The organism is Lysinibacillus sp. G01H (assembly GCF_028872195.1).
Taxonomy (GTDB): Bacteria; Bacillota; Bacilli; order Bacillales_A; family Planococcaceae; genus Lysinibacillus; species Lysinibacillus capsici.
In genome coordinates this window covers 4,371,438-4,396,016 of the sequence record NZ_CP118397.1, presented here as the reverse complement: position 1 = coordinate 4,396,016, position 24,579 = coordinate 4,371,438, and the positions used below count along the sequence as shown (strand labels likewise).

The window sequence follows — 24,579 nt, the reverse complement described above, 5'->3', positions numbered from 1 at the left end:
TTTTAAGATAGTTAAAGAGGTGAGGACATTGGAATATATCATACAAACACAAAACTTATCAAAAAGCTTTGGGAAAGAGCAAGCTGTCTCAAATTTGAACTTGCAAATACGCAAAGGTGAAATATATGGATTTTTAGGTCCGAATGGGGCAGGTAAAACGACTACAATTCGAATGCTTCTAGGTTTAATGAAGCCCTCTTCTGGAACAATTAAAGTCTTTGAAAAAAATATTACGAAGGAACGTATCCAAATTTTAGCTAAGATTGGTTCATTGGTGGAAAACCCTTCTTATTACCCACATTTAACGGCATATGAGAATCTAGAGGCACTAAGAAAAATACTAGGTGTACCGAAAACTCGAATCGATGAAGTTTTGGAAATTGTCCGTTTGAGGGAAGCTGCCCATAAAAAGGTCAAAGGTTTCTCTTTAGGAATGAAGCAACGTCTTGGTATTGCTGCTTCTTTACTACATAGTCCTGAATTACTCATTTTAGATGAACCAACGAATGGCCTCGATCCTTCAGGCATTATAGAGATTCGTAATTTAATTAAAAGATTACCAGAGGAATATGGCATGACCATTATAATCTCCAGCCATTTATTATCAGAGATTAATCAAATGGCAACACAAGTTGGGATTGTTTCGAAAGGGAAATTAATTTTCCAAGATTCTATTGAGGCTATGCGTCGATTTGCCCAACCAAAGGTTACTTTTAAAGTAAACAATGGTGAAAAAGGATGGCGTTTCTTATTAGCAAATGGTATTAAGGCGGATTATCAAGATGGTGTGATTTTCTTAGAAGAGTGCTCGGATGAAAAGGTTGCTCATATTGTCCAAGTTCTTGTTCAGGAGGGCATATCTGTATTCCGAGTCGAGGAAGAGAAACGTTCATTGGAGGATATATTCCTGGAAATGACGATGGGAGAGCAGGGTATATGATGGGAAAGCTATTAACTGCTGATTTCTTAAAAATCAAACGTAAAGGATTATGGCTTCTAACACTTATCGGCCCTTTAGGAGTGATTGCTCTGCAAATGGTCAATTATGGAGTAAGAAAGGATTATCTCTTACAGCAAAGTGAGGATGATTGGGGCTATTTCTTACTAAATGTGCATTCATTTACACCGCTTGCCATAGTCTTGGGTATTGCCATTCTTACGTCATTCATAGCAAGCATTGAAAATGAGACCAATGCTTGGAAGCAGCTCATTGCATTACCTATTTCCAAATTAACCGTGTATTTGTCAAAATTTACGCTGTTAGCTATCTTACTATTTTTCGCCTCAACGTTATTAATGTTTTTTACCCTGAGCTACGGGCTGTTTTTAGAATTAGGTGACACAGTACCTTACATGGAGCTAGCCAAATATAGTTATTTCCCTGCTTTTGCAGCATTACCTATCTTGGCTCTTCAATTGTGGATAGCGAGTGTAAGTCATAACCAAGGGATTCCGATAACTGTAGGCATTTTTGGGGTGATTTTTACCTATTCTTCCTATGTTCTCCCAGATTGGATGATATGGAAATGGCCATCATTGATGAACCAATGGAATGAGCCGATGATCAATGTCTTATTAGGCTTAGGAATTGGTATCTTACTCTATATTATCGGCATGATTGATTTTGCAAGAAGGGACGTGAAATAATGATTGCTTTACTTCAAGCTGAATGGTTTAAGTTACGTAAATCAAAAATGGTACCCATTATTTTAGCAGGACCCATGATTGGACTTTTTATAGGCCTATCCGCTAATTTAGAGGACAACATGCAAGGGATTGAAATCAATGAGTGGTATATATCATTATTTTCGATGAATTTAACATATGCTCTATTATTTTTACCTCTTATTTCTGGTGTTTTTACCAGTCTTATTTGTAGGTATGAACATCAGTCTGGTGGATGGAAGCAGCTTTTAGCATTACCTGTAACAAGAGGGAAAGTATTTGTAGCTAAATACATATTGATTATGCTGCTTGTTTTAGCAATGCAGATATTGTATTTAGGCTCGGTCTTTGCTGTTGGGATGGTAAAAGGCTATACAGATTCTTTCCCTATGGAGATTGTTTGGAAAAGCATAGTGGGGGGTTGGGTAGCGACATTGCCATTAGTAGCCTTGCAATTGTGGATGTCCATTATGTTTAAAAGCTTTGCTGCTCCATTTGCTGTTAATGTCATATTTACTTTACCATCAATTTTAGCAGTGAATTCTGAAAGAATTGGTCCGTATTATCCTTGGGCACAACCCTTTTCGATGATGTATATAGGTGGCAATACAGACGATGTATTCTTTGTACCGTGGGAGCAATTGTTAACCGTAGTAGGTGGGGGATTTATCCTATTTTTCCTCGGAGGATATTACTATTTCCAGCGAAAATCCATTTAACCTAAAAGGAGAATGAGAATGATGAAACGTAGCTTACGTTTTTTAACTGCATCGATGCTATTAGTAGCTCTAGTAGGATGTGGACAGAGAGAGGCTGTAAAAGATGCCGCACAATATACGAATGAAATTAAAGATATCAACATTCCTGATGATGTAAAAATTATTGGTTTTGGGGAAGCAACACATGGCAATATCGAATTTCAAACATTAAAAAGAGATGTATTTAAAGCGATGATAAAAAATGAAAATGTCCATGTTTTTGTCTTAGAAGGAGATTTTGGAGGAGCCCAGCAGATAAATCAATTTATCGAAAACGGTGTCGGGACGGCGGAGGAAGCTATAAAAGCGTTAGACTATGGCATCTACAAAACAGAACAAATGGTAGAGTTTGTGCAGTGGATGCATGACTATAATCAGACAGTTGATGATCAAGAGAAAATTTATTTTTATGGCAATGATATGCAGCGCTATGATTACAGTAAAAAGGGGTTACTTGATTATTACGCCAAGGTACATGCTGACAATGCAAAAAGATTCACGACTAAGCTAGAGCATGTTTCCAACAAAACGATGAGAGAATTATCGGATAGTCAGCTAATTGAGCTAGATAAAACGATTGATACAATCATCAACGATTTACAATCAAACAAAGCGATGTATGAGAAAAAATCTTCAAAGGATGAATTCTCCTTTGCTGTTCAATATGCGCAAATTATGAAGCAACGTACGCAATTATTTTTAAATGAAGATAATTATATGAATTTACGGGACGAATATTTAGCTGAAAATTTACAATGGATTGTTGAATATGAAGCAACGCAAGGTCATGATAAAGTATTAATGTCTGCTCATAATGGTCATATTGAGAAAACTTCTGCTACGATGGCAGGCTATCAATCGATGGGGCATTATTTAAGTGAGCAATATAAAGATCAATATTTTGCGATTGGCACAGACTTTGTGAAAAATACATTCCATGCACAAAATGGGTCTGGTGAACGAAAGGAATATACGATTGAGCATCACAATGCTTTAGTGGATGCCTTTAGTGACATTGACAATAACATCTTTTATGTGGATTTTGAAGCTGCCAAACAATCGAAGGAGCTTGCGAATATTCTTTCAAAAAAGCAAAGAATGGGCAATATCGGCGATGATTTTCGTCCATGGTATAAGCTGACACAAATGCTGTACACCATTAAAATGACACCTGAGGAAGCCTATGATGGTCTCATCGTTGTGCAAGAAGCAACACCAACAAAAATAATTGATTAAGATAAATTTAGCAACCTTCATCAAAAAAACGGTTTCCATCTCCAGTATGATAAAGATGAGGTGAGTAACATGGAGTATAGTCAAGCGACACAAAGAACTATTGCCTATATCGAGGAGCAATTGATGGAGGAAATTTCTCTTGAATGTCTTCCTAATACTGCTGGTTATTCGAAGTACCATCTAAGTCGAATTTTTAAGCAAGAAACGGGATTTACGATTGGTGAATATATTCGTATACGTCGGCTGGCTATGGCAGCGAGTTATTTGATGTACTCTAATGTATCGATATTAACGATTGCTGTTTCACTTCAGTTTCAATCACAAGAGGCTTTTACAAGAGCCTTTAAAGAAGTTTATGCTTTACCACCAGGAAAGTATCGAAAAGTAATGCAATCATTAAATATGATGGAGGAGAAACATTACATGGAAACAGTTGAACAGGTTAAAGGATGGGTGTTGAGTGGTGCTAATCCAGAATTGTATAAATTTCATACAGATGACAAGGTATTTCATTCAGGGAAGCGTTCAGGAGTATTGTATTCCACAACTGCCTCAGCAAATCATGGTCAATTTGCTACAATGATGCAGGGTTTTCAGGCAGCTGACTATAAAGGGAAACGCTTGAAAATGTCATGCTATTTAAAGACGGTAGATGCTACAAAGTGTGGTGCATGGATGAGTATTGACAATGGTACAGGTGATACGATTCAATTTGATAATATGGATCAGCGCCCTGTGACAGGTTCTACTGAATGGAATCATTATTCTATTGTCTTAGACGTACCTGAAGAAGGTCATTCCATTTATTTTGGTGTGTTACTAATTGGTTCGGGTAAAGTCTGGGCAGATGGCTTTCGTTTTGAAGAAGTTGACAACAAGGTTCCCTCAACAAATATGCTTACGCAGGAACATTTATCAAATCATCCTACTAATCTAGACTTCAGTATGGAGTAAATTAGACAGCACTTACAAAATTGCGAGATGACTTTTTTGAATAGCGTATTGATTACCTCTAATTTGTTAAAGATAACAAAGAGGAGGTGTGAGACGATGGCACAAGAAATTCTTTGTGAAGTCAATAACTGCACATTTTGGGATTCTGGTAACAAATGCACAGCTGAAAAAATTTATGTTGTCAGCCAAAAGGGACAACATGCTTCCAACAGCGAGGAAACAGACTGTAAAACATTCGAACCTGAAACGCATTAATGCCAAAAGGGTAGCCATGTATATGGTTACCCTTTTTCCCTGTCTTTATTAATAAATATCTACCTTTTCTTTGTTAAATAAAAGAGCATGGGCATTTTTCACTTTTTCTTCTACATAATCCAGTGAGTATTTACCAACAGAATCTGTTAAATCCCCAATTGCCCGCGACAAATTGTCAATAATCGGAATTAATTTGTGCATTTCTGTGCGATGCTTCTCTTTGTGCATCTCATCCATAATTTCATATGCAAGACGTTGGATCTTCCTTAGTCGCAATTTTTCAGATTGCATTGAATCCTCCTTATTGAACCAATTTATGATGTCTAATTATATGAGCTACAATAAGGTTTCATGAATAATGTTCTTTAGAAATAATTGCTCGTGTTATGAAGGGCTAGCGCAATTTCCCTTATGCCAACATCAATCTTGGATTCGTCTATATTTGATACATTCAGTTTGATAATACGTTCACGATAAAATGCATCTAAATAATTGCGGTTAATAGGATCTAACAAAATATTTTGTTGTGCCAAATGATCAATAATCTTAGTAGTATTCACCTGTCTTGGTAGAATAATATGGCTATGCATACAGATCTCCTTAGAGGATTGATATTCTGCCAGATGAGTTGCTATAGATTGTTGAAGTTGATTTGCTCGGCTTGCATAAGCTTCACTGACTTTTTTCTGATAACGTTCAAACATACCACTTTTCAAGTAGAGCTCTAATGCAGCTTGGGAGATCATGGAGCTATCAATATCAGTGGTATTTTTATACTGTTGAAAGGTATTAATCAAAACATTTGGTAAAACGGCAAGTCCGATACGTAAGCCAGGAAACATAATTTTAGAAAAGCTTTTTAAATAAATAACCCGATCCTGTGTATCCTCCGTAAATAGGGGATCTATTTTTGTATTTTGCTCAAAATCCGCTAAATAATCATCTTCAACTATATACACATTATATTTATAGGCAAGTTTTCGGATTGCATCCTTTTCTTTTTTACTATAGGAAGTACCTAGAGGATTGTGCAGACGTGGCATCGTATAAAAGAACTTTATGTCGTGTTTACTAAAAATGTTTTCTAGTTCATCTAAATCAATACCATCCGTTGTTCTTTTGATGCCCATTGCCGGAAGTTCATAGGTTTTTAAATAATCCATATACAAATGATAGCTAGGTTGTTCCACTAAGATGGTTGAGCGACCATTTGGAAAGGGCATTATACTTAGCAAGGATAGAGATTGTTGGACACCTGAAGTAATGAAAATATTTTCTTCCTTTGTAAACAGTTGATAGCCTGTTAATAGTTTTTTTGCTTCAACTATTAATGACGGTAGGCCTTTTGGTGTCCCATATCTAAATAAATCTGCTTGGTATGTGTCGATGGCTTTATTAATACAATGCTGAAAATCTTGATAAGGGAATGCATGCCAATTGGGCGAAGATGTAGCAAAATCTATGTAATTTTTCATTTTTGGTTGGATGGGCAGTTGATGATCAACAACATAGTAGCCGCTTTTAGGCAATGAATAGATAAGATGCTGATCCTCCAGTTTTTTTAAAGATGCTAAAATCGTACTCTTACTACAGGAAAATTGCTGTGATAACTGGCGAATAGAGGGGAGCTTTGCCCCTGCTTGAAATGAACCTGTTTGAATCTGAGTCAGGAGCTGAGAATAAATCCATTCGTATTTAAGCATACATAACCTCCAGCACATCTGTATCGGTACAGATGTGTTTTTTTTATATCGTCAATAAGTTCTCTATTTAATACGATAACTATACCGGCCGGAATGTTTTAAAGAAGGAGTACTATCCTATGTCAGGAAAAAGAAATGCCTATATAGCAGCAATAATTTATGCATTTGTCATTGGTCTCTCATTTATGTTTGTGAAAGTTACGTTGACTGTAGCAAGTCCTATTGATATACTTGCACATCGTTTTACTTTTGCATTCATAGGTATTGTTATAATAATGGTATTTACAAAAAATAAGCTAATAATGAACATGCAGGACCTACTACAAATATTACCGTTAGCCATCTTGTATCCAATTGCTTTTTTTACATTTCAAGTGCTTGGACTTGCTAAAATTTCCTCATCAGAGGCGGGAATTATTCAAGCGACAATCCCTATTTTTACATTAGCACTGGCAGGTTTATTGTTAAAGGAAAAAGCTACACGGGGTCAGCTTGTATCTGTAAGTTTGTCTGTACTTGGTGTCATTTATCTGTTAATGATGAATGGAACAAATGCTACTACAGGAAATATTATAGGAAGGGGATTTATATTACTATCAGCGATTGCGACATCGCTTTATAATATTTTTGCTAGAGGGCTTACCAAGAAATATTCTTTACTAGCATTAACATATGTCATGACATTGTGTGGATTTGTTATTTTTAATGGAATGGCTCTCGGAAGTCATATGATGAATGGAACACTCAATGAATTTTTTAAGCCATTAACACATGCTCATTTTGTCTTCGCTATTTTATATTTAGGTATACTATCTTCACTCGGTACATCCTATTTATCCAATTATGCTTTATCTAAATTGGAAGCATCTAAAATGAGTGTCTTTAGCAATTTTGCAACACTTATTACTATTTTGGCAGGGGTCTTATTTTTACAGGAAGATTTCCATCTAAATCATCTTATTGGTGGCATCATGATTATTATTGGTGTGATAGGGACGAATTATTTTGGGCGGAAAAATGTCGAACAAGTGAGATAATGAATAGGAACTATTTAGTAAAGAGAGTATAATAATTGTTAATAAATTACCTTCAAAACTAGGAGGTTTTTATGGGGAAAATTTATGTCATTAGACATTGTCTAGCACAAGGGCAATCACTAGACGCACCCTTAACACAGAAGGGAATAGAGCAAGCAGATAGTTTAGCTGAGTTTTTCAAAGATCTAAAAATTGATCGAATTGTATCTAGCCCTTTCTTACGAGCAATCCAATCCATTGAACCATTAAGTAGTAGAAAAAGTATGACGATTGAAATTGATGAACGTCTTTCGGAGCGCCTTTTAAGTACTGGAGATTTTCCAGATTGGTATGAAAAATTACAGGCGACATTTGTTGATATGGATTTAAAATATGATGGTGGAGAATCCAGTAATGAAGCGATGCATAGAATTGTAGACCTTGTAAAAGATGCATTTGAACAGGATGTTGATAATACATTAATCGTGAGTCATGGCAATATCATCTCTTTACTACTGAAGTATTATGATAAGGATATTGATTTTCACTGTTGGAAAAATTTAAGCAACCCAGATGTTTTTCTACTAAGCCCTAAGCATAATGAAGTAATGATAGAGCGAATATGGGGTGCACAGTATAGTGAAGGCTAATATTAATTGGTATGGTAGGAATTGTTTCTTGCCATACCTTTTATAGTGAAGGAGAGTAAGATGGAGACGATATTAAAGGAAATTTTAAAATGGGTTAAACAAGCTGATAAAAAGATCATAATCGGCATTTCTGGTCATGGAGCTGCTGGAAAAACGATATTTGCCAAAAAACTTATACATGCTTTACATCAAGATCAAGTGAATTATTTGAATACTGATCCGTATATTGTGAATTCGGATATTCGCAAGCAAACAATACTTGATTATACATATCAAAATGAGCATCATCGTTTTAAAATGACGGCTTGTCATCCCGCAGCTCATCATCTGCCATCATTGGAGCGAGATGTTCAGATGATAAGAGCAGGACTCGATTTAATGACAATCGATACACATTATATGAAAAGTACATTAATTTCTTCGAAAAAACAGATCACGATAGTAGAAGGAATGTGTGTAGCATTTATAGATCCGGAGTTACTGGATTTAAAGATTTATTTTTATACGGATGGGGCTACAGAGCTTAAGAGAAGATCAGATCGTGATGTGCTTGAAAGAGGGACAGATATAAATTATTTAAAACAATCACATGATGAGCGACGTATTCAATATGAATTATTTATGCATCCACATTGCCAACATTTTGATATGGTTATTAAAACTCAGTATGATGAAATCCATATTGAAAAAAATCCACTTGTAAAATAAATGAGGGCCTTCTGCACGTTGACTAGCGGAAGGCTCTAACTTTAGTATTGAAATTTTACACGAACAGTAGCATCAATAGCAATTTGTCCCTGTTCTATAGGCGTAATTCCCGAGGATACAGCCATAGAGCGATAAAGGATAGGTGTGTTAGCCTGCTCTTCCACAATCTCTACAGGGAGTGGTTGCAAAGGCAGGTGCATAGTTTCTGCTATTGTTTTCGCCTTCAATTGAGCATTCTGTAGCGCTAAGCTTAATGCTTGCTGATAGTAAGCATCGGTATGGTCTATTTTGAACTGAATATTGGTTATTCGATTTGCCCCATTTTCTACAGCCGTATCAATTATTAAGCCCAAATCATTGGTATCTGAAACGTTGACGGAAATGGCGTTGACTACTTCGTAGCCATTAAAAGTTTGTTTGCCATCTTTGAAATTATATAGTGGTGTGATTGTATAACTAGCAGTTTGAATTTGTTCTCTTGGAATACCAAGTGCGATAAGAGATTGTATAACTTCATTCATGATTGCCGCATTTTCCTGTTGAGGACCTTGTACATGGTTGCCCTTTGTTTGGACTTCAATTTGTAATTGTACAGAGCTAGGTGTAGACATTACCTGTCCATAGCCGATTACAATCATAGTACGTGATGGATGATGTGTTTGTTGACTGACCTGTGCATAGTACATCTAATACCACCTTTCATAGGTTATATAATCATGCTATGCAAAAATATTTATGATTTATTTATTCTTTTTAAAAATTTGTCATGTAGCTTTGTGAATAGAAGTAAAGCTAAAATAGCTCCCAGCAAGGCTAAAAACATGTCCCATTGTGCATCCCATTTATCTCCCTGCATGCCTAAAAAATCCTTTGCTCCTTTACTTCCCTTCGAGATTCTTGTACTTAACCATTCAATGATTTCATAAAAAGCAGCAATTGCGAGCAGAATACTGATCGTAATACCTGTAAGCCAAGCTCCTTTTGCAAGTGGTGTTTTCCTGATTAGTATTTCCCTTATTACGATGGCTAATAAACCTTTTAAAAAATGGCCAAAGCGATCATAATTATTACGTTGTAAATGAAATTCATCTTTTACCCAATTAAAAAGAGGGACTTCCGAATAGGTATAATGCCCACCTATAAATGTCAGGATCGACAAGAGAGCGATAATAAAATAAGAAAATGTGGTGAAGCGGAATTTACGATAAATGCAAACAACGACTGTTATTGCCACAATTCCCGGACTAACTTCAGCTAGCCAATCTAAATAGGAGGAAGGCTTTATAAAAGACCAGATGAAAACAATTAAAACAATAATAAGTAAGGTGACGTGTATTTTAACATGTTGCCTACTATTCATATTAACAACTCCCTTTGTCCCACAGTATGGGAAATAGGGAAATTGCTTATTCAAATTTGTTGCAAACAAAAAAGAAAAGCGTCTAGTTGACGCTTTTTTAGCCAATTAGATCATTTTTAAAAGTGCCTCTACGCCAGTCATTCCTTCTGTAATACCAAGCTGTTCTGCTTCATATGTTACAGATTCTAATGGAGCTGTTAATAGCTCGTCAATTGTTTTCACGCCTACTGCACGACCAGCAATAATTTTCCGATCAACTAGGCGACTATTTAATAGACCGACATCTAAAGCACCACACATAATGTAGCCTGTATCATTAGAAATGGTTAGTAATGTTGTTTTAGGTAATTGCACAACTACTGCAGTGAAGAAATGCCCTTTAATCATAATAGGTTCAATTGTCACCATTGAAATCACTCCTTTTCTCTATATACATATGGTGAAGGCTAGCAAGGTGTTCGACATTTTCTTGAAAAAAATCATGGCAACTAACTAAACATGTTACTAGATGTATAAGAATGAAAGGAATTGGAGGAATAGGGGAAGTATAGGAGGTGCTTTATTTATAACAAAAAGGAATCTACTCAAATGAATAGATTCCTTTATCTTTTATTATCTTGTATAAGAAAGCAAAGCTGTTTGTTTAAATTTATGTAATGCATTTGTTGCCTCACGTTTAGAACTATACTCAAACATGCGATAAGTGTTTTCTTCAAATACTGTAATAATCCACATATATGTCATCCCCTTTGTTGTGTTGCATAACATTTATATATTTATAATAACTGTTATATATCAGATTTAATTTCATTTTACATCAATAAATCAAAAAATAAAGTACTATTCAAAGATTTTCACATATTGTTCAAAATTAAAAATAACGTTTAAAATTTTCCTGAAGTAATTAAAAGGAGAAAACAGACAATCCTTCACAAGTATATTTCATGGCAATTCGTAAATAGTAAGTTGACGGAGTTCTGTGATTTCGGACTTGGGAGGTGATGCTATGACACGTATTTACGTATTCATTTTTATTGTTTTCTTTTTAATCATCTCGGGATTTTTAGTGCAGGAAGGCTACGCAGATAAAGGTCGTCCTTATTATGAGGAGACAGGGGAAGTTGTTTGGGATATCAAAACAGAGGATAAAATTGTTGCACTCACCTTTGATGATGGTCCACATCCTAAATACACAGCAGCTGTGCTAGATTTATTAGCAAAATATGATGCAAAAGCCACGTTTTTTATTATTGGAAAAAATGCAGAAAAATATCCAGAGCTTGTTTTACGTTCTTATACAGAAGGCCATGAATTAGCAAATCATACGTATACACATCCATTTAAAGTTTCCATCAAAAAATTGCAAGAGGAGCTTCAACAGACAAATGACACGATTTATAGTATTACTGGTTTTTCCCCAGTTTTATTCCGTCCCGTTGGTGGAAATTACACGGATGCTATGATTAATGCTGCTGTTAAGGACGGCTATAAGGTAGTAATGTGGTCCTGGCATCAGGATACGCAAGATTGGAAAGAGCCTGGTGTAAGGAAAATTGTGCAAAAGGTAATGAAGGGAACAAGGCCTGGAGATGTTATTTTATTTCATGATGGTGGCGGGAACCGTAAACAAACAATTCAAGCACTAGAAGAAATACTACCTGCATTAAAAAAGCAAGGTTACACATTTGTTACAATACCCGAGCTGATTGAAAGCAAACAGCAACAAGAGCAAGTTCAATAATGAAAAATGAGCCATCTCAACAATGTTTGAAATGGCTTCTTTTTCACTTAAATAAAAGGTTTGAATTAGAAGAAAATAATTGGAGCTAGTGCAATACCTAAAATTGTTCCTAGAGCAATTCCATAACCAAAACCTTCTCCTCCATACCCTCCAAATCCCCAAAACCCTAAACCATAACCACTATATCTTCTATCAGGTAGAATCCATACCTGTCTTCTATCTACCCTTGTGATTTCTCCAACATGTACTTTACCAGATGAATCCGAGATTCGAACACGTTTACCATGATATTTACAGCAAAGACTATAAGTATCAGCTGGATTCACACATATCCCTCCTTTCAATGTCATTACAAGCTAATATATGCGATTTGATGCATTTATCACTAGCCGATTGTCTATTCAAGACATATGCTGTGAAGAGGTGATAATATGGCAGTTGTGTCAACGGATAAGTGGTTAAATGAATTTGTAAGTGCTAGAAAATCAACTAGAAGGGATGAGCGAACAAGCTTACAATGCTCGATTCTTTGCGATCGATTAGTCAAACTATTTCGAGATGGGCTTCCAGAAGAAATTCACTATACATTACAGCAACAGGGTCTATTTTTACCTCATGAGGAAGTCGATGTTGAAAAATTAAAAAGGCAAGAAGTGTGGGCCAGTGTACAGCAGGAGTTCCTATACTTACAGAGAAAATGGAATGGCCCATCAATACCAATTTATATTTTCCCAATTACTCAGCAGCAAACGATAACCAATAAAAATGGTGTCGCTTATCCTCATTCGCTTTTTTTATTTGTGGGTGATTTAGAAAAGCAGGAGCTTCAAGCATTATTTGCTCATGAATATAACCATGTTTGTCGTATACACATATTAAAAAAAACTTTAGATGATATGACTTTATTGGATTCTCTCATTTTAGAAGGCTTAGCAGAAGATGCGGTGAAAGATTTATATGGGGAAAGGTGGATTGCTCCTTGGTTACAATCCTACTCAGATAAAGAACTTTTAGCTTTATGGGAGCATCATTTTTTACCGAATTTACAACTCCAAGGAATCGAACAACATCATCCATTTCTATACGGGGGGCCCCTTCCACCTTGGATAGGCTACTGTATAGGCTACAAAATTGTCCAGTCGTATAAAATGAACCATTCACGCCAACATCCCTTGTTCATTTCAAGCCAAGATTTACTTGCTGGTTCGAATTTTCCGCTACAATAGAGAAAAGGAGTGATTGTTGTGTCCAATGAATTAAAAAATATATTATTACCAATTGTAGATTCAGCAACAAGGGTGCTCATTGTTGGATCCATGCCAGGAAAACAATCGTTAGAGAAACAGCAATACTATGGCAATCCACGCAATCACTTTTGGCCTATTATGGGTGAGTTATTAGAGATAGCGATTCCAAATGATTATACAGAGAGAATAGCCTTATTAAAAAACAATGCAATCGGTCTTTGGGACACGATTGCAACTTGTGAACGCGAAGGAAGTTTAGATGCAGCGATACGTAATGAAAAGCCCAATGATTTTCAAACCCTTTTTGAACAATACCCTAATATCCAATTAGTGCTTTTTAATGGAGCGAAAGCATTTGAGGTTTTTAAAAAGCATATTGGCTTAGAGCTTCTAGATGGACGAGCCTATAAAAAGATGCCATCAACAAGTCCAATACCAGGGAAAAATATTAAAACGTTCACTGAAAAGCTAGAGGACTGGCGGATTATCCAACTCTATTTAGTCTAAACATCAGGACGAGATTAACGTGATGAAGTAGCTACTTTGGGGTGAATAGTATTCCTTGTGCTTTTAAACCATTGATAAAAGAGAATATACACAAGAAGGATTTCAATAGCATCCCCACCGTAGTACATGATCTTAGCACCTAGTTCTGCCTCAGTGGATGGTACATGATGAGGCGGATTTGCAAAAATAAATTTTGCCAATATGGCATGAGCAGCCAATGCTACTACTAATGTAAGAGATCGAAAAACATAAGAGTATGGATGTGGAGTAGGATCAATATAAATAAAGGCGATGGTGAACAAATAACCCGCTAGAAAAATGTGAAGATGAATGAATACATACAGTAGTATATATTCGTGCATCATGTTGAAGAGTGAGGTTGTATAGAGTAACCATAAACCGCCTACATTTAAAATAGATGCAATAATTGGATGGCGAATAAAAAGAACATACGGTTTTTTTAATATCCGAGAAAGTATACGTGCGTTGTTCACTGGTAAGGTTCTTAACAATAGAGTCATGGGTGCTGCTAATGCCATAAGTAATGGTGCCAGCATGCCAAGCAATAAATGTCCTATCATATGTGCGTCAAAATGAATATGACTAAGAGCAGCCAATGGGCCGATTAATGTAATCAGAGCACAGACATTTCCAATAATCCAACAGATAGTACGGAAATGAGGCCATTGTTTTTTATGTTGATTCGAAATAATAACAGCGAGGATATAGCCTATAAGAACTAAAACAAATGGCAAAGCCAGTAGAAGCTGAACCATAATAGGAAAGTTTTGAGCATGAACTTCGTGAGAATGCAAGATGGGCCACCTCCTATCGTCCTTTTTGATTTGTTTGGAGCAGTAAGACAATACCGATAATTATTAATAGCGCCGCCAGTATGTTCCAAACGATATCATAGGGTAGTATTTCAACATTGTAACGAATTTGGTGAAGTTTCATGAATTTATGTTGTATAATTCCATCGTAAAGCTGAAATGAGCCTGCTCCAAGAAAAATACCGCCTAGCCATCTTTTTAGCCAAAACCCATGTTTTCTATGTAGGTCAGCCAATAAAAAAGCAGATCCAATCGTAGCAAAAAAGCTGAATGCATGAAATAAACCATCTGAAACTAGCCCAATAGCAGCTGTAGACTTATCATAGAAATGATGCCAGTGTAATAATTGATGAAAAATCACCTCATCTATAAATGCCACCACCCCAAGCCCAAATAAAATCCCAGTCCACATGTTACGCTGCTTATATTGAAAGCGATTTTCATGCTTATGTTTTTGTTCTTCATACATATTCGTCATATCCAATCCTATCACCTCAAGCTAATTTTCTTTTAGTCTACCCCTGAGATGAGCTCTTAAACAAATATCCCTCAAAACAGTTGTTTGTCAGAGGGAAGTAAGGATGATTGCCAGCTATTATAGTAAGAGCCAGCAGGACTATAAAAGAATTTGAAGTGATGCTTCTCAGCTAAAGCACGGCTTTTTGATTCTTCTTCAAAACCAATTGTCATCACTTGTGTACCAAATTTATTGCGTATGTGGATAAGCTGTTGCATCATATCGAGTGACCATTCATCTTTTCCTACCACAGGATACGAAAAATCCTCCCACATAATAAAGTCAACATATGGCGCTGTATAATCAGCAAGTGTTTGAAATCCCCAATTTTGAGCAACAGATAAATCGGGATGACGTTTTTTAATTTGTTGGATAAAAGACAAGATGGCTTCATTTTGCCACTTTTGTTCATCTTCAGGTAAATAGGAATTGATATTACCAACCGTATCTAAAAACACACCGTCTAAGCCTTTCTCAACAATTTGCTGCTGTATTTCTGCTAGCAAAATGTCTTGATAGTGCGTAGAAGTCAAATCCATTAAAAAAGAATCCCATTTGGCAAAATACATTCTTTCCCCCTGTTTGTCTCGATAAAAATCTTCTTCCTTCAATTGATGATAGAGTGCTGTATTCCATTTGTCTGCTTCCATCGCATTAATATAGCCGTACACTAAAGTTCCGCTTTTTTGAGCATTGATGATATACTTTTGCTGCATTTCAATAGGTTCTACAATCACTAAATCTAACTTCGTCATGCTCTTGCCAATGGCATCGTTGCCTTTATCTAAGTAGTATGTGTAATCTTTCACATCAGCAAGCTTTGCTTGGATACTTGTGGAAGAAGATACTGGATTTTTAGCAAGCAGCATCCACATACTACCTGCGATTAGAGGGGCTAATAAGAGTATCAATAATTTTTTCATAAGTACTCCTTTTTTAAGGATTTTCCATCCATTATACAATAATAGGAATTGGGTTACCTGTGGTAAATGGGCAATGGCTCAAAGGTGAATCGCCCTTTTACATATATTGAATAATGTAAAAGGAGGGTTTGTGTGTATAATAATCCATTTAGAGAAGATAATTTTAGAAGACCTGGTGGTTGGGGAGATTATAATGATTTTGAAACAACGTCATTTGGGCCAACTCATTTCGGCCCCCCTCCAGCAGGACAAATGCCCATGAGCACACCACCAGGTTTTTCACCACCAATTCCTGCTTGGCGAGAAGGGTCTAGTGGTATACGTTCCTGTTTGTTTAGAAATACGTATATTTGGATGAATAGTGGTAGAAGTTTTTGGTTTTTCCCAACAGCTGTAGGAAGGGAAATCATTGCTGGCTTTAGATGGAGTCGAAGATATGGCTGGTATTTCCGTACGATTTCTAGAAATCAAATTCGCTCCTATGAATGTTTTAGATAGACTTATCTCAAGGTATAGAGTTTTATTTTTAAAAAAATGATGTTACAATGAACGATAACGATGAATGAAGGGAAGATGGGTGGCTAATGAATAACTAATCTTAATTTTTGTATAGGAAATTTTATATTTCACGGACAACAAAAATAGGATTAGTCTGCCCATTTTTCATAATAATTGCTTTATATTCGCAAACAACTGCTGATATTTAGCTACTCCAAAGATTGTTTTCATAATAATTTTGGAGCTTATTTGTGTATGATATTGTAGCGACTAATCCTTCCAAATGAATTGGAGGGATTTTTTTGTCCCTCCAACTGGAGAGGATGGATAGTATGAAGGAACTTTTAAAATTACAGGATGTACGTTATGAAATAAAGGATATATTGTTATTTGAGCATGTGACAGGCACAGTAAAACAAGGCGAAGTCATCGGCATTATAGGGCGAAATGGTGCTGGGAAATCGACATTATTACAATTGATTCAAGGTACATTATCACCAACTATGGGAGCAATTCAGAGAGCACAGGCTTTAAAAATTACATTTGTTGAACAGGAGCTAGCTCATTTTGACAAATTAGAAGTATCCGCAAGAGAAGCTGATCTGCTGGCTAAGTGGCAGGTACCTAATGTGTCATTTACAGCGTTAAGTGGGGGTGAAAAGCTGAAAATGCGTCTTGCAGAAGGTTTTTCCCAGAATGCTCAAATTTTATTACTTGATGAACCAACGAATCATTTAGATGAACAAAGTACCGAATTCCTCATCAGACAAGTCCAAAACTATAAGGGGACAATCATCGTTGTATCACATGATCGCTATTTTTTAGATAAGGTTGCCACAAAAATCTTGTCTATTGAGGAAAAAAGCCTGATTGAACATGATGGTAATTATACAAGCTATATGGCAGATAGAGAACATCGGCGATTAACCCAGCAACGTTCCTACGAGAAGCAGCAAAAAAACATTGAACGAATTGAGGCTCAAATGTGGGAACTGACGTCTTGGTCACAAAAGGGCCACACTCAGTCAACAAAACTGGAAGGCTTTAAGGAGTACCACCGTGTGAAAGCAAAGCGCTTAGATTCGCAGGTGAAATCTAAGAAAAAGCGATTAGAAGCTGAACTTGCGAAGACAAGAGTGGAAGCAGTGGAGCCAGAAGCCGAGATTCGTTTTTCTTTAGGCACGAATCAACGAGTTGGCAAGCGCTTACTGGAAATCAAGCATTTAACTTTAAAATTTGGTGAACGCATATTATTTAACGATGTGAATATTACAGCTCAATTTGGAGATAAGATAGCTATTACAGGAAAGAATGGAAGTGGGAAAACAAGCTTTTTAAAAGTACTTTTAGGCAAGCTAGAAGCTGAGGGTGAAGTATGGCTATCACCAGCTGCAAACATTGGTTATCTGACACAGGAAGTATTTGATTTACCACTTGATCAGACACCAGAGCAATATTTTTATCGAGAGACATTTGAAGAGCGCGCTAAAGTGCGCAACTTGATGAAGAATTTAGGATTTACACTGACACATTGGACATCGCCCATAGGCAAAATGAGTATGGGAGAACGCGTAAAGTGTAAGCTGATGGCTTATATTTTAGAAGATAAAAATGTTCTTATTTTAGATGAGCCGACAAATCATCTTGATCTACCTTCTCGTGAGCAGTTAGAGCATACTCTTACCCAATATAATGGGACTTTGCTTGTCGTTTCACATGATCGATACTTTCTAGAAAAAGTCACGAACAGCGTTTGGGAGCTTCACGGTCAGCACATCAAAAAAAAGTGGACAGAAGTCACACCGAATAAAGTGGATGATACAGCGGCTCTCCGTTTAAAGCTTGAAACGGAAAGGCAAGAGATTTTAGGCAAACTGAGCTTTCTAACAGATAAAGATAAGGACTACGCAATGCTTGACCAGAAGTTTAATGAGCTAACGAAGCGCATCAATGAACTTCGATAGCTGAAGCGTTTAAGTTAACCTTTTCCAGGGAAAAATATGTAGAGAGTGCATTTCTTAAATGGGGGTTAACATGGTGAAAAAGGTAGTATTTCTCTTTTTATTGTTAAGCATTTGTAGCTTAAGTGCTTGTGCAGAACGAAATAAGAATGAACAACAACATGAGATTGAAACAAGTACATCTGTAGCACAGTCAAATAATGATCAAGTTGATGCGGTTCAAGCAACTGAAGCTCTTCAACAAATAAAGGAACAGATTCATTTTGATGTTCCAATAAAAATGCCAACAACGTTACCTATTGCAGAGGGTGCATTTTTATCAGCTACAGTAAGGACAAAGGGCGACCAGGTTGAAGTTATTTTTTATGAAAGCAAAGAGAATATGCCCATTAATGATATTCGATTAAAGAAATCAGCGACTGTTATTGGAAGATTGCTGGTCAAGAAATATAAAAGTGTGGAAGGTGCAAGCACACAGATAGCATTTGATAATTTCAATCAAAATGGCGGGCAAGAGGTTGATCTTGGTTACAATATAAAAGGTTATCAAGATGCAGGTGCTGGTTCATTATGGACTGGTTGGAATGAAGGGCGATGGGCAATTGCCACTCACACACGAACTGATAATCCTGATGCAGGTGTCAAACTTGCTAAGCAGGCAGTAGCGTATTTAGAAAACCACATGCTACCTATTCCAAGGCAATATGGCATGGCTCAGCTAGATGTTTATCAATCAGGTAATTTAATTGTTTGGCAAGATGAAAAGCTTGTTTACACACTCGATTCAATCAAAGAGCCTTTAAAAGCACTAGCAATTGCTACAGCTTTTTATCAATAATAGAAATCCTAGAGTAAAGATGCTCTAGGATTTTTTGTATTATTTTACTTTATACTATTCAGCATTTTTTGGTATTCGCTGAATTTTTGCTGCCATTCATCCATTGGGAAATATTGATGTTCAACGCCATTTAGTAGATCTGTTAACATATCAAGACAAATATGCCATCCCGCTAAATCCTTCGGTGTATGCTCTGTCAGATTTTGAAGTGTCTCTACTAATACCAATAAAGAACCCTTTTCAGTAGAAAATAATTCAAATCTCACCGTATCTGTACCCCAACCAAATCCCAATACTTCTTTCTCAACATAATCTGTGATGGTTATTTCCTCAAAATTACCTGTTCCATCATTCATATTAAAATGTATTTTCCCGTTCTTACGTAGCTCAATGATTTCTAAATTACTCATCCATTTTTGTAGGTTTTCATTGTTAGTCATAGCGGACCAAACGGCATCTATTGGATATAGTAATTTTCGTTTGAACGTAGCAATATGGTAATTTGATTGTTTTTCAATAGTAGCTAGCACAGACATCCTCCTAATGATAAATTGCTTGAAAAAGTCTAGTGATGCCTAGTTCAATTTCATGCTTTTGTAAATGACCATAGCCAATAATCAATCTGTTATTATATTTTCCCTTTTTAATTGTATGATCCTCTACTGGGTAAACCTTTACACCAAATTGTTCTATTTTCACTAATAAGTTTTGTGTAAAATCAATCTTCTCAAATTCTGCAACTAAGTGCATACCTGTAGAATAGCCGAATATCTTTATGTTATGTGAAAAAGTGGATTGTAAACATTGAATCAGAAAATCACGTTGGCTTTTATAGAACTTCTTCATTTTTGTGATATGTCTTTCCATATAGCCCTCCTGTATAAAGCGAGAAAGGATAAGTTGGTCTAAGGAAGGTGTATGTAAGTCCGTAAACCATTTTAATTGACGACATTTTTCAGTAAGCTGTGTTGGAAGGATAATGTATCCTATTCTTAATGCGGGAGAGAGAATTTTACTAAAAGAACCGATGTAGAGAACAAGCTCTGGATCTAGTCCCTGTAAAGAACTAACAGGTGGCCCTTCGTAGCGAAACTCACTATCATAATCATCTTCAATTAAAAAGCAATGATTCTTTCTAGCATACTCAATTAATTGAATTCTACGTTGAATAGGTAAGGTACTTCCTAAAGGAAATTGATGAGAGGGAGTTAGAAAGACAAGTTTAGGATCTATATTATCTGGTAATAGGCTTGTTTTCATCCCGAATTCATCTACTGGTATCGGATAAATGGTAGCACCTGAAGCTTTAAAGATAGTTTGAATATCATTCGTTATAGGATCTTCCATAATAGCAAGATCATTAGGTGACAGCAATAATCTCGACACAAGCATCATTGCCTGTGTCGCACCAGATGTAATAATAATTTGCTCTGGATGACATTCAACGCCCCTTGTTCTTAATAAGTAGTGGGCAAGAGTATGCCTTAATTCTATGCGCCCCTCTGGAACCCCGTATCCCAATATGGAGGATTCACTATCGTGCCAAAGTTGATGACTTATCTTCGCCCAAGTTTTACGAGGAAACAAGTCGAGTGCTGGAATACCTGAGCGTAAGTTGATAACTTCTTTCCCTACTATTGAATCTCCTGCTTTATTTGTAATAAAAGGTTTGGTCTGTTGTGGTAACAACGCCCCTTCTGCAACAAATGTACCAGCTCCTCTTCGTGCAATTAAAAATCCTTCGGCTAGTAACTGATCATAAGCTTCTAATATGACATTTCTTGATACTTTCAATTCTACTGAAAGCTCTCGTGTGGATACTAACTTTTCTCCTGCCTGAAGGTGTCCACTTAAAATTTTTTCCCGTATTTGCTGATAGATTTGACGATTTAAAGGAATATCTAATGCTCGATCAATAGGTATCCATAACATTTTACATACCTCCGATTTGAAAGTGGTACCTTTAAAATCACTTTAAAGTGGTTCTACAGTTACCAATTTTATCATGATAAAGTACTTACCAATACCGAAGAGGGGGAATAAATATGAAGAAAACAGAAGAATTAGTGATTCAAGCCTTGAAAGTCGCAGCACGAGACGAGCGCTTGAAAAATGCGGTGCAACAATCAACAGAGCTCTACCCATTATTATGGAAAGCAGCAAAAAGGTATGTAACAGGGGAAAAGAGAGAGGATGCCATTACTGCTGCACGTAATTATCTTAATGACAATTATAATATCTCCATTGAATATATTGGGGAAAATACAACCAATTTAAGGGATTGTCAAAGAGCAAAGGATGAGCTTTTACAAGTAATTGAGGACATGGGGGTTTTATCTTTGAAGCAAACAGTATCTTTCGATTTATCTCATATAGGTCTTTCTATTAATGCTGAGATTGCTTATAAGCACCTTGAAGAGCTTACACAAAAAGCTCAGCGGTATGGAATAACTTTGATGATAAGTATGGAAGAATCCTCAAAGACTAGTGATATTATTACTCTTTACAAAAAAATAGCAACGAATTATACAAATGTTGGAATTACGTTGCAAGTTCATCTTTATCGTACAAAGGTAGATTTACAAGAACTTATGCAATATCCAGGGAAAATAAGACTTGTTAAAGGGGCTTTTCAAGAGTCTATCGATATAGCCATGATCAGATCAGAAGAACTGAATAAGCGTTATCTTGAGTATGTTGAACAGTTAGTAAATGCGAATCATCCGATATCAATCGCTACACATGATGAAATGCTTATTCAAGAGCTAGAGCGACGTCAATATCTTGATAACTCAAATGTTGAAGTTGAGATGCTTTATGGTGTACGTCCTTCATTACTCAATGAATTAAGACGGAAAGATTATCGTTGTAGAGTATATTTAACGTATGGAAATGAGTGGTACTTATATCTTTGCCACCGAATTGCTGAACACCCTGAAAACCTCTATTTAGCAGTAACCGATATTATTAATGAATCCATTGAACGCGTAGTATAGAAGAATGAATAGATGGATCTGGAGTAGCGGGAAAGTTATTGTGGCAATGAGTATCGTTGGTAGTTCAGTTGTTGCGGGCAAGTTGGTTGTTCAAAGCTTTCCAATTTTCTTAGCGAATGAACTAAGATTTCTTGTGGCTGCAATTATTTTAATTCCTTTGTGGATAAAGATAGAGGGATTTTCAACATTAAACAGAAAAGAATTAGTAGCGGTTTTTTTACAAGCGTTATTAGGGGTGTTTTTATTTAATATATTAATGCTCCATGGTCTTTCAAAAACGACTGCTATGGAAGCTGGTATTATTACTGGTACTCTGCCAGTCTGCACTGCAATCCTATCCTATTTTATTTTGAAGGAGAAATTAACGAGGAATATGGGGATTAGTATACTTCTTGCCGTAGTGGGAGCTATCTTTATGAACATTGCTAACTATTCTGCTACTAACCATTATTCAACTTCATTATTAGGGAATCTATTCATTTTAGGGGCAGTATTTTGCGAATCTTTATTTATCATCATAGGTAAGTTAATTTCTTATCGTATGAGTGCTCTTACAGTCTCAACTATGGTTAGCTTATTTGGAGTCATATTATTTTTCCCATTGGCTGTAGCTGAAAGCAGATATTTTGAATTTGAAGAAATTTCAGCTGCAGAGTGGGGATTAGTATTGTATTTCGGCATTGTTGTAACCGTCATAGCGTTTCTTTTGATGCAACAGGGTCTTGCAGTAATTTCAGCATCGTGGGCAGGTGTACTTACTAGCTTATTGCCAATTAGTAGTATGATTTTATCTTCTATTCTATTGGATGAAAAAATAACTAATCTTCAGGTCTGTGGTTTTTTCTTAATTATAGCTGCCATCTATTTACTGTCAAAGCAGAAAGGGATAAGGAACTAGTGATTTATAAGAAGTTAATTATAGGATAATATTGTTAAAAAAGGAGGGGTGAAGATGACACATCAACAAGCATTGGAACAATATATCCAAGCAACAAATACCCATGATTTTAATCAAGTAAAGGCTATTTTGCATCCACAAGCAATTTATTGGTTCTCTGATAAAACTTGCACAACAACAGAGGAGATTGAGGCTTATTTCAAGCATGCATGGAATGTCATTAAAGAAGAGGTTTATTCAGCTACTGATGTAAAATGGTTAACCGTTGATGAAAAGACGGCTACCTGTCTCTATACATATCACTATGAAGGCTATCATAACGAAAAGTTTGTATCAGGTAGCGGTAGAGCGACTAATATTTTTACATTAGTTAACGATCAATGGAAGATAATTCATGAGCATTTGAGTAGTGGTCATTAAATTATTTTCAATGTAACTTGAACAAGCAACAATATAATAATCACTGTTAGTAGTGTTTTGGCTATTTTTAATGGAATGTAGGGGAGCACTAGGAGACCTAATTGGGAGCCTATAATGGAGCCTAGTGCCATAGCAATTGCATAGTGCCATTGAATAAAGCCAGTGTGATAAAACACAATAAATGCACCTGTACAGCTCCCGAAGAGGAGTACTCGAGTGAGCTGTACAGCCTTTATATAAGTATGATGTGAACGTAGATAGTGTAAGATGCTAAATGTCGAAGAGCCAGGGCCGAAACCACCATCATACATGGCGATGATAAATGGTTGCCAAAAATGAGGTGCTTGATGTTCTAGCGAATCAGGAACTTCCGTCCACGCCTTATTTTTAAAAGTTACGACTAAAGCCAAAAGGAGTAGTACACAGGCCATATAGTTCATAGTTTGCTCAGACAGCGAAACAGCTAAAAGTGAGCCGCAAATCCCCCCAACAATAGCAAGGGCTATATATTTAATGATAGATGTGAGATGTAGCTCCTTCTGATAGAGTAGATAAAAAATACTGGATAAAGACGAAATGCCTGTCGAAAATTTGTTTGTGGCAATACTTGTTTGAATCGGGATACCGACAAGCATCATGGCAGGAAGTGTAATGAGTCCACCACCTCCCGCAAGTGTACCGATAAAAGCAGCTACCATTCCGATACATACGAGTGTTAAAGAAATGTTTGCATAGAAAAGTCCAATTAAGCTAAGTAGTACAAATAACAACAGCAGGATCATTTTATTCATAATCTTCTCCCTTTCTTTTATTAGCTTTAGGGTAAATGGTGTTGATGTATAAATCTAATATATAATTTTTGATGATTTATAGATTTAATTTATATTAATGGGGG

31 protein-coding genes are annotated in these 24,579 nt (G+C 36.3%); 18 read left to right on the top strand and 13 right to left on the bottom strand.

All coding sequences use genetic code 11. The features are described 5' to 3' along the window. Positions 1-28: 28 nt before the first annotated feature. From PSR12_RS22315 to PSR12_RS22290, 6 genes are all read left to right on the top strand, one after another. The gene (locus tag PSR12_RS22315) at positions 29-940 is read left to right on the top strand and encodes an ABC transporter ATP-binding protein (protein WP_221681685.1); all 912 of its coding nucleotides are present in this window, start codon (positions 29-31) and stop codon (positions 938-940) included. Then, positions 937-1,647 carry an ABC transporter permease gene (locus tag PSR12_RS22310; protein ID WP_274770578.1) on the top strand — a complete coding sequence of 237 codons (711 nt, stop codon included), beginning with the start codon at positions 937-939 and terminating at the stop codon, positions 1,645-1,647. The genes PSR12_RS22315 and PSR12_RS22310 overlap by 4 nt, the downstream gene beginning before the upstream one ends. Then, positions 1,647-2,384, top strand: a complete 738-nt coding sequence (locus PSR12_RS22305) for an ABC transporter permease (RefSeq protein ID WP_221681681.1) — start codon at positions 1,647-1,649, stop codon at positions 2,382-2,384. The genes PSR12_RS22310 and PSR12_RS22305 overlap by 1 nt, the downstream gene beginning before the upstream one ends. An 18-nt stretch (positions 2,385-2,402) precedes the next feature. Next, entirely contained in the window at positions 2,403-3,659 is a 1,257-nt protein-coding gene (locus PSR12_RS22300; protein ID WP_274770577.1) for an erythromycin esterase family protein, read from the top strand. Between the two features lie 69 nt (positions 3,660-3,728). Beyond that, positions 3,729-4,613: a helix-turn-helix transcriptional regulator gene (locus PSR12_RS22295; protein ID WP_274770575.1), complete on the top strand. Its 885-nt coding sequence runs from the start codon at positions 3,729-3,731 to the stop codon at positions 4,611-4,613. 96 nt (positions 4,614-4,709) lie between these two features. Continuing rightward, positions 4,710-4,868 carry a DUF1540 domain-containing protein gene (locus PSR12_RS22290; RefSeq protein ID WP_004231699.1) on the top strand — a complete coding sequence of 53 codons (159 nt, stop codon included), beginning with the start codon at positions 4,710-4,712 and terminating at the stop codon, positions 4,866-4,868. Between the two features lie 48 nt (positions 4,869-4,916). Here the strand turns inward: PSR12_RS22290 and PSR12_RS22285 are convergent, their stop codons facing one another. Both PSR12_RS22285 and PSR12_RS22280 read right to left on the bottom strand, forming a co-directional pair. Continuing rightward, a complete protein-coding gene (locus PSR12_RS22285) occupies positions 4,917-5,159 on the bottom strand; it encodes a hypothetical protein (protein WP_004231701.1) in 243 nt (80 codons plus the stop codon). 74 nt (positions 5,160-5,233) lie between these two features. Next, complete coding sequence (locus PSR12_RS22280; RefSeq protein WP_221681674.1) at positions 5,234-6,571, bottom strand: aminotransferase-like domain-containing protein; 1,338 nt, start codon at positions 6,569-6,571, stop codon at positions 5,234-5,236. A gap of 119 nt (positions 6,572-6,690) precedes the next feature. On the opposite strand from PSR12_RS22280, the gene PSR12_RS22275 reads away from it, so the two are divergent. The 3 genes from PSR12_RS22275 to PSR12_RS22265 all read left to right on the top strand — a co-directional run bounded on the left by PSR12_RS22275 (position 6,691) and on the right by PSR12_RS22265 (position 8,945). Next, entirely contained in the window at positions 6,691-7,608 is a 918-nt protein-coding gene (locus tag PSR12_RS22275) for a DMT family transporter (RefSeq protein WP_221681673.1), read from the top strand. A 71-nt stretch (positions 7,609-7,679) separates the two neighbouring features. Then, on the top strand, positions 7,680-8,237 hold the full coding sequence (locus PSR12_RS22270; RefSeq protein WP_274770571.1) for a histidine phosphatase family protein: 558 nt from the start codon (positions 7,680-7,682) through the stop codon (positions 8,235-8,237). Positions 8,238-8,297: 60 nt separating this feature from the next. Then, complete coding sequence (locus PSR12_RS22265) at positions 8,298-8,945, top strand: uridine kinase family protein (RefSeq protein WP_274770570.1); 648 nt, start codon at positions 8,298-8,300, stop codon at positions 8,943-8,945. Positions 8,946-8,986: 41 nt separating this feature from the next. On the opposite strand, the gene PSR12_RS22260 is transcribed toward PSR12_RS22265, so the two are convergent. The 4 genes from PSR12_RS22260 to PSR12_RS22245 all read right to left on the bottom strand — a co-directional run bounded on the left by PSR12_RS22260 (position 8,987) and on the right by PSR12_RS22245 (position 11,040). After that, on the bottom strand, positions 8,987-9,631 hold the full coding sequence (locus tag PSR12_RS22260; protein ID WP_274770569.1) for an SIMPL domain-containing protein: 645 nt from the start codon (positions 9,629-9,631) through the stop codon (positions 8,987-8,989). Positions 9,632-9,678: 47 nt separating this feature from the next. Then, complete coding sequence (locus PSR12_RS22255) at positions 9,679-10,305, bottom strand: DUF2238 domain-containing protein (protein WP_257520751.1); 627 nt, start codon at positions 10,303-10,305, stop codon at positions 9,679-9,681. Positions 10,306-10,410: 105 nt separating this feature from the next. Beyond that, positions 10,411-10,713 carry a YunC family protein gene (locus tag PSR12_RS22250; RefSeq protein ID WP_004231716.1) on the bottom strand — a complete coding sequence of 101 codons (303 nt, stop codon included), beginning with the start codon at positions 10,711-10,713 and terminating at the stop codon, positions 10,411-10,413. A 204-nt stretch (positions 10,714-10,917) separates the two neighbouring features. Further along, positions 10,918-11,040 carry a hypothetical protein gene (locus PSR12_RS22245; RefSeq protein ID WP_255501615.1) on the bottom strand — a complete coding sequence of 41 codons (123 nt, stop codon included), beginning with the start codon at positions 11,038-11,040 and terminating at the stop codon, positions 10,918-10,920. Positions 11,041-11,311: 271 nt separating this feature from the next. Between PSR12_RS22245 and PSR12_RS22240 the strand changes: the two genes are divergently transcribed. Then, positions 11,312-12,046, top strand: coding sequence for a polysaccharide deacetylase family protein (locus PSR12_RS22240; RefSeq protein ID WP_257520750.1), 735 nt, complete (start codon positions 11,312-11,314; stop codon positions 12,044-12,046). Between the two features lie 65 nt (positions 12,047-12,111). Here the strand turns inward: PSR12_RS22240 and PSR12_RS22235 are convergent, their stop codons facing one another. After that, positions 12,112-12,372 carry a hypothetical protein gene (locus PSR12_RS22235; RefSeq protein ID WP_257520749.1) on the bottom strand — a complete coding sequence of 87 codons (261 nt, stop codon included), beginning with the start codon at positions 12,370-12,372 and terminating at the stop codon, positions 12,112-12,114. Between the two features lie 105 nt (positions 12,373-12,477). Between PSR12_RS22235 and PSR12_RS22230 the strand changes: the two genes are divergently transcribed. Beyond that, complete coding sequence (locus tag PSR12_RS22230) at positions 12,478-13,272, top strand: DUF2268 domain-containing putative Zn-dependent protease (protein WP_221681653.1); 795 nt, start codon at positions 12,478-12,480, stop codon at positions 13,270-13,272. A gap of 18 nt (positions 13,273-13,290) precedes the next feature. Beyond that, entirely contained in the window at positions 13,291-13,800 is a 510-nt protein-coding gene (locus PSR12_RS22225) for a DNA-deoxyinosine glycosylase (RefSeq protein WP_274770567.1), read from the top strand. A gap of 14 nt (positions 13,801-13,814) precedes the next feature. Here the strand turns inward: PSR12_RS22225 and PSR12_RS22220 are convergent, their stop codons facing one another. The 3 genes from PSR12_RS22220 to PSR12_RS22210 all read right to left on the bottom strand — a co-directional run bounded on the left by PSR12_RS22220 (position 13,815) and on the right by PSR12_RS22210 (position 16,073). Further along, complete coding sequence (locus PSR12_RS22220) at positions 13,815-14,615, bottom strand: cytochrome c oxidase assembly protein (RefSeq protein ID WP_221681645.1); 801 nt, start codon at positions 14,613-14,615, stop codon at positions 13,815-13,817. Positions 14,616-14,628: 13 nt separating this feature from the next. Further along, positions 14,629-15,111, bottom strand: a complete 483-nt coding sequence (locus PSR12_RS22215) for a DUF2243 domain-containing protein (RefSeq protein ID WP_221681643.1) — start codon at positions 15,109-15,111, stop codon at positions 14,629-14,631. Between the two features lie 71 nt (positions 15,112-15,182). Then, positions 15,183-16,073: an endo alpha-1,4 polygalactosaminidase gene (locus PSR12_RS22210; protein WP_257520746.1), complete on the bottom strand. Its 891-nt coding sequence runs from the start codon at positions 16,071-16,073 to the stop codon at positions 15,183-15,185. Between the two features lie 132 nt (positions 16,074-16,205). On the opposite strand from PSR12_RS22210, the gene PSR12_RS22205 reads away from it, so the two are divergent. From PSR12_RS22205 to PSR12_RS22195, 3 genes are all read left to right on the top strand, one after another. Then, the gene (locus PSR12_RS22205) at positions 16,206-16,571 is read left to right on the top strand and encodes a hypothetical protein (RefSeq protein ID WP_221681639.1); all 366 of its coding nucleotides are present in this window, start codon (positions 16,206-16,208) and stop codon (positions 16,569-16,571) included. Between the two features lie 332 nt (positions 16,572-16,903). Beyond that, positions 16,904-18,535 carry a ribosomal protection-like ABC-F family protein gene (gene abc-f, locus PSR12_RS22200; RefSeq protein WP_274770564.1) on the top strand — a complete coding sequence of 544 codons (1,632 nt, stop codon included), beginning with the start codon at positions 16,904-16,906 and terminating at the stop codon, positions 18,533-18,535. A 70-nt stretch (positions 18,536-18,605) separates the two neighbouring features. Then, positions 18,606-19,370: a hypothetical protein gene (locus tag PSR12_RS22195; RefSeq protein WP_274770562.1), complete on the top strand. Its 765-nt coding sequence runs from the start codon at positions 18,606-18,608 to the stop codon at positions 19,368-19,370. Positions 19,371-19,414: 44 nt separating this feature from the next. Here PSR12_RS22195 and PSR12_RS22190 read toward each other — a convergent pair whose 3' ends face one another. Beyond that, a complete protein-coding gene (locus PSR12_RS22190) occupies positions 19,415-19,906 on the bottom strand; it encodes an SRPBCC family protein (protein ID WP_274770560.1) in 492 nt (163 codons plus the stop codon). A 4-nt stretch (positions 19,907-19,910) separates the two neighbouring features. Further along, positions 19,911-21,302, bottom strand: coding sequence for a MocR-like pyridoxine biosynthesis transcription factor PdxR (gene pdxR, locus PSR12_RS22185; protein ID WP_221681631.1), 1,392 nt, complete (start codon positions 21,300-21,302; stop codon positions 19,911-19,913). Between the two features lie 113 nt (positions 21,303-21,415). Here pdxR and PSR12_RS22180 point away from each other — a divergent pair, with 113 nt between their 5' ends. From PSR12_RS22180 to PSR12_RS22170, 3 genes are read left to right on the top strand one after another with little or no spacing between them, the layout of a single operon-like run. After that, on the top strand, positions 21,416-22,366 hold the full coding sequence (locus PSR12_RS22180) for a proline dehydrogenase family protein (RefSeq protein ID WP_274770558.1): 951 nt from the start codon (positions 21,416-21,418) through the stop codon (positions 22,364-22,366). A 4-nt stretch (positions 22,367-22,370) separates the two neighbouring features. Further along, positions 22,371-23,264, top strand: a complete 894-nt coding sequence (locus PSR12_RS22175) for a DMT family transporter (protein WP_274770557.1) — start codon at positions 22,371-22,373, stop codon at positions 23,262-23,264. A gap of 54 nt (positions 23,265-23,318) precedes the next feature. Then, complete coding sequence (locus PSR12_RS22170; protein WP_016993074.1) at positions 23,319-23,684, top strand: YybH family protein; 366 nt, start codon at positions 23,319-23,321, stop codon at positions 23,682-23,684. Here PSR12_RS22170 and PSR12_RS22165 read toward each other — a convergent pair. Then, entirely contained in the window at positions 23,681-24,475 is a 795-nt protein-coding gene (locus PSR12_RS22165; protein WP_274770555.1) for a sulfite exporter TauE/SafE family protein, read from the bottom strand. The genes PSR12_RS22170 and PSR12_RS22165 overlap by 4 nt on opposite strands. Between the last annotated feature and the right edge of the window lie 104 nt (positions 24,476-24,579).

Coding starts and splice junctions, on each gene's coding strand:
- PSR12_RS22195 (WP_274770562.1), top strand. CDS start 18,606: ATGGTGAAAAAGGTAGTATTTCTCTTTTTATTGTTAAGCATTTGTAGC.
- PSR12_RS22175 (WP_274770557.1), top strand. CDS start 22,371: ATGAATAGATGGATCTGGAGTAGCGGGAAAGTTATTGTGGCAATGAGT.
- pdxR (WP_221681631.1), bottom strand. CDS start 21,302: ATGTTATGGATACCTATTGATCGAGCATTAGATATTCCTTTAAATCGT.
- PSR12_RS22250 (WP_004231716.1), bottom strand. CDS start 10,713: ATGGTGACAATTGAACCTATTATGATTAAAGGGCATTTCTTCACTGCA.
- PSR12_RS22260 (WP_274770569.1), bottom strand. CDS start 9,631: ATGTACTATGCACAGGTCAGTCAACAAACACATCATCCATCACGTACT.
- PSR12_RS22230 (WP_221681653.1), top strand. CDS start 12,478: ATGGCAGTTGTGTCAACGGATAAGTGGTTAAATGAATTTGTAAGTGCT.
- PSR12_RS22275 (WP_221681673.1), top strand. CDS start 6,691: ATGTCAGGAAAAAGAAATGCCTATATAGCAGCAATAATTTATGCATTT.
- PSR12_RS22265 (WP_274770570.1), top strand. CDS start 8,298: ATGGAGACGATATTAAAGGAAATTTTAAAATGGGTTAAACAAGCTGAT.
- PSR12_RS22280 (WP_221681674.1), bottom strand. CDS start 6,571: ATGCTTAAATACGAATGGATTTATTCTCAGCTCCTGACTCAGATTCAA.
- PSR12_RS22310 (WP_274770578.1), top strand. CDS start 937: ATGATGGGAAAGCTATTAACTGCTGATTTCTTAAAAATCAAACGTAAA.
- PSR12_RS22170 (WP_016993074.1), top strand. CDS start 23,319: ATGACACATCAACAAGCATTGGAACAATATATCCAAGCAACAAATACC.
- PSR12_RS22295 (WP_274770575.1), top strand. CDS start 3,729: ATGGAGTATAGTCAAGCGACACAAAGAACTATTGCCTATATCGAGGAG.
- PSR12_RS22300 (WP_274770577.1), top strand. CDS start 2,403: ATGATGAAACGTAGCTTACGTTTTTTAACTGCATCGATGCTATTAGTA.
- PSR12_RS22270 (WP_274770571.1), top strand. CDS start 7,680: ATGGGGAAAATTTATGTCATTAGACATTGTCTAGCACAAGGGCAATCA.
- PSR12_RS22215 (WP_221681643.1), bottom strand. CDS start 15,111: ATGACGAATATGTATGAAGAACAAAAACATAAGCATGAAAATCGCTTT.
- PSR12_RS22210 (WP_257520746.1), bottom strand. CDS start 16,073: ATGAAAAAATTATTGATACTCTTATTAGCCCCTCTAATCGCAGGTAGT.
- abc-f (WP_274770564.1), top strand. CDS start 16,904: ATGAAGGAACTTTTAAAATTACAGGATGTACGTTATGAAATAAAGGAT.
- PSR12_RS22290 (WP_004231699.1), top strand. CDS start 4,710: ATGGCACAAGAAATTCTTTGTGAAGTCAATAACTGCACATTTTGGGAT.
- PSR12_RS22255 (WP_257520751.1), bottom strand. CDS start 10,305: ATGAATAGTAGGCAACATGTTAAAATACACGTCACCTTACTTATTATT.
- PSR12_RS22180 (WP_274770558.1), top strand. CDS start 21,416: ATGAAGAAAACAGAAGAATTAGTGATTCAAGCCTTGAAAGTCGCAGCA.
- PSR12_RS22305 (WP_221681681.1), top strand. CDS start 1,647: ATGATTGCTTTACTTCAAGCTGAATGGTTTAAGTTACGTAAATCAAAA.
- PSR12_RS22240 (WP_257520750.1), top strand. CDS start 11,312: ATGACACGTATTTACGTATTCATTTTTATTGTTTTCTTTTTAATCATC.
- PSR12_RS22190 (WP_274770560.1), bottom strand. CDS start 19,906: ATGTCTGTGCTAGCTACTATTGAAAAACAATCAAATTACCATATTGCT.
- PSR12_RS22165 (WP_274770555.1), bottom strand. CDS start 24,475: ATGAATAAAATGATCCTGCTGTTGTTATTTGTACTACTTAGCTTAATT.
- PSR12_RS22245 (WP_255501615.1), bottom strand. CDS start 11,040: ATGTGGATTATTACAGTATTTGAAGAAAACACTTATCGCATGTTTGAG.
- PSR12_RS22285 (WP_004231701.1), bottom strand. CDS start 5,159: ATGCAATCTGAAAAATTGCGACTAAGGAAGATCCAACGTCTTGCATAT.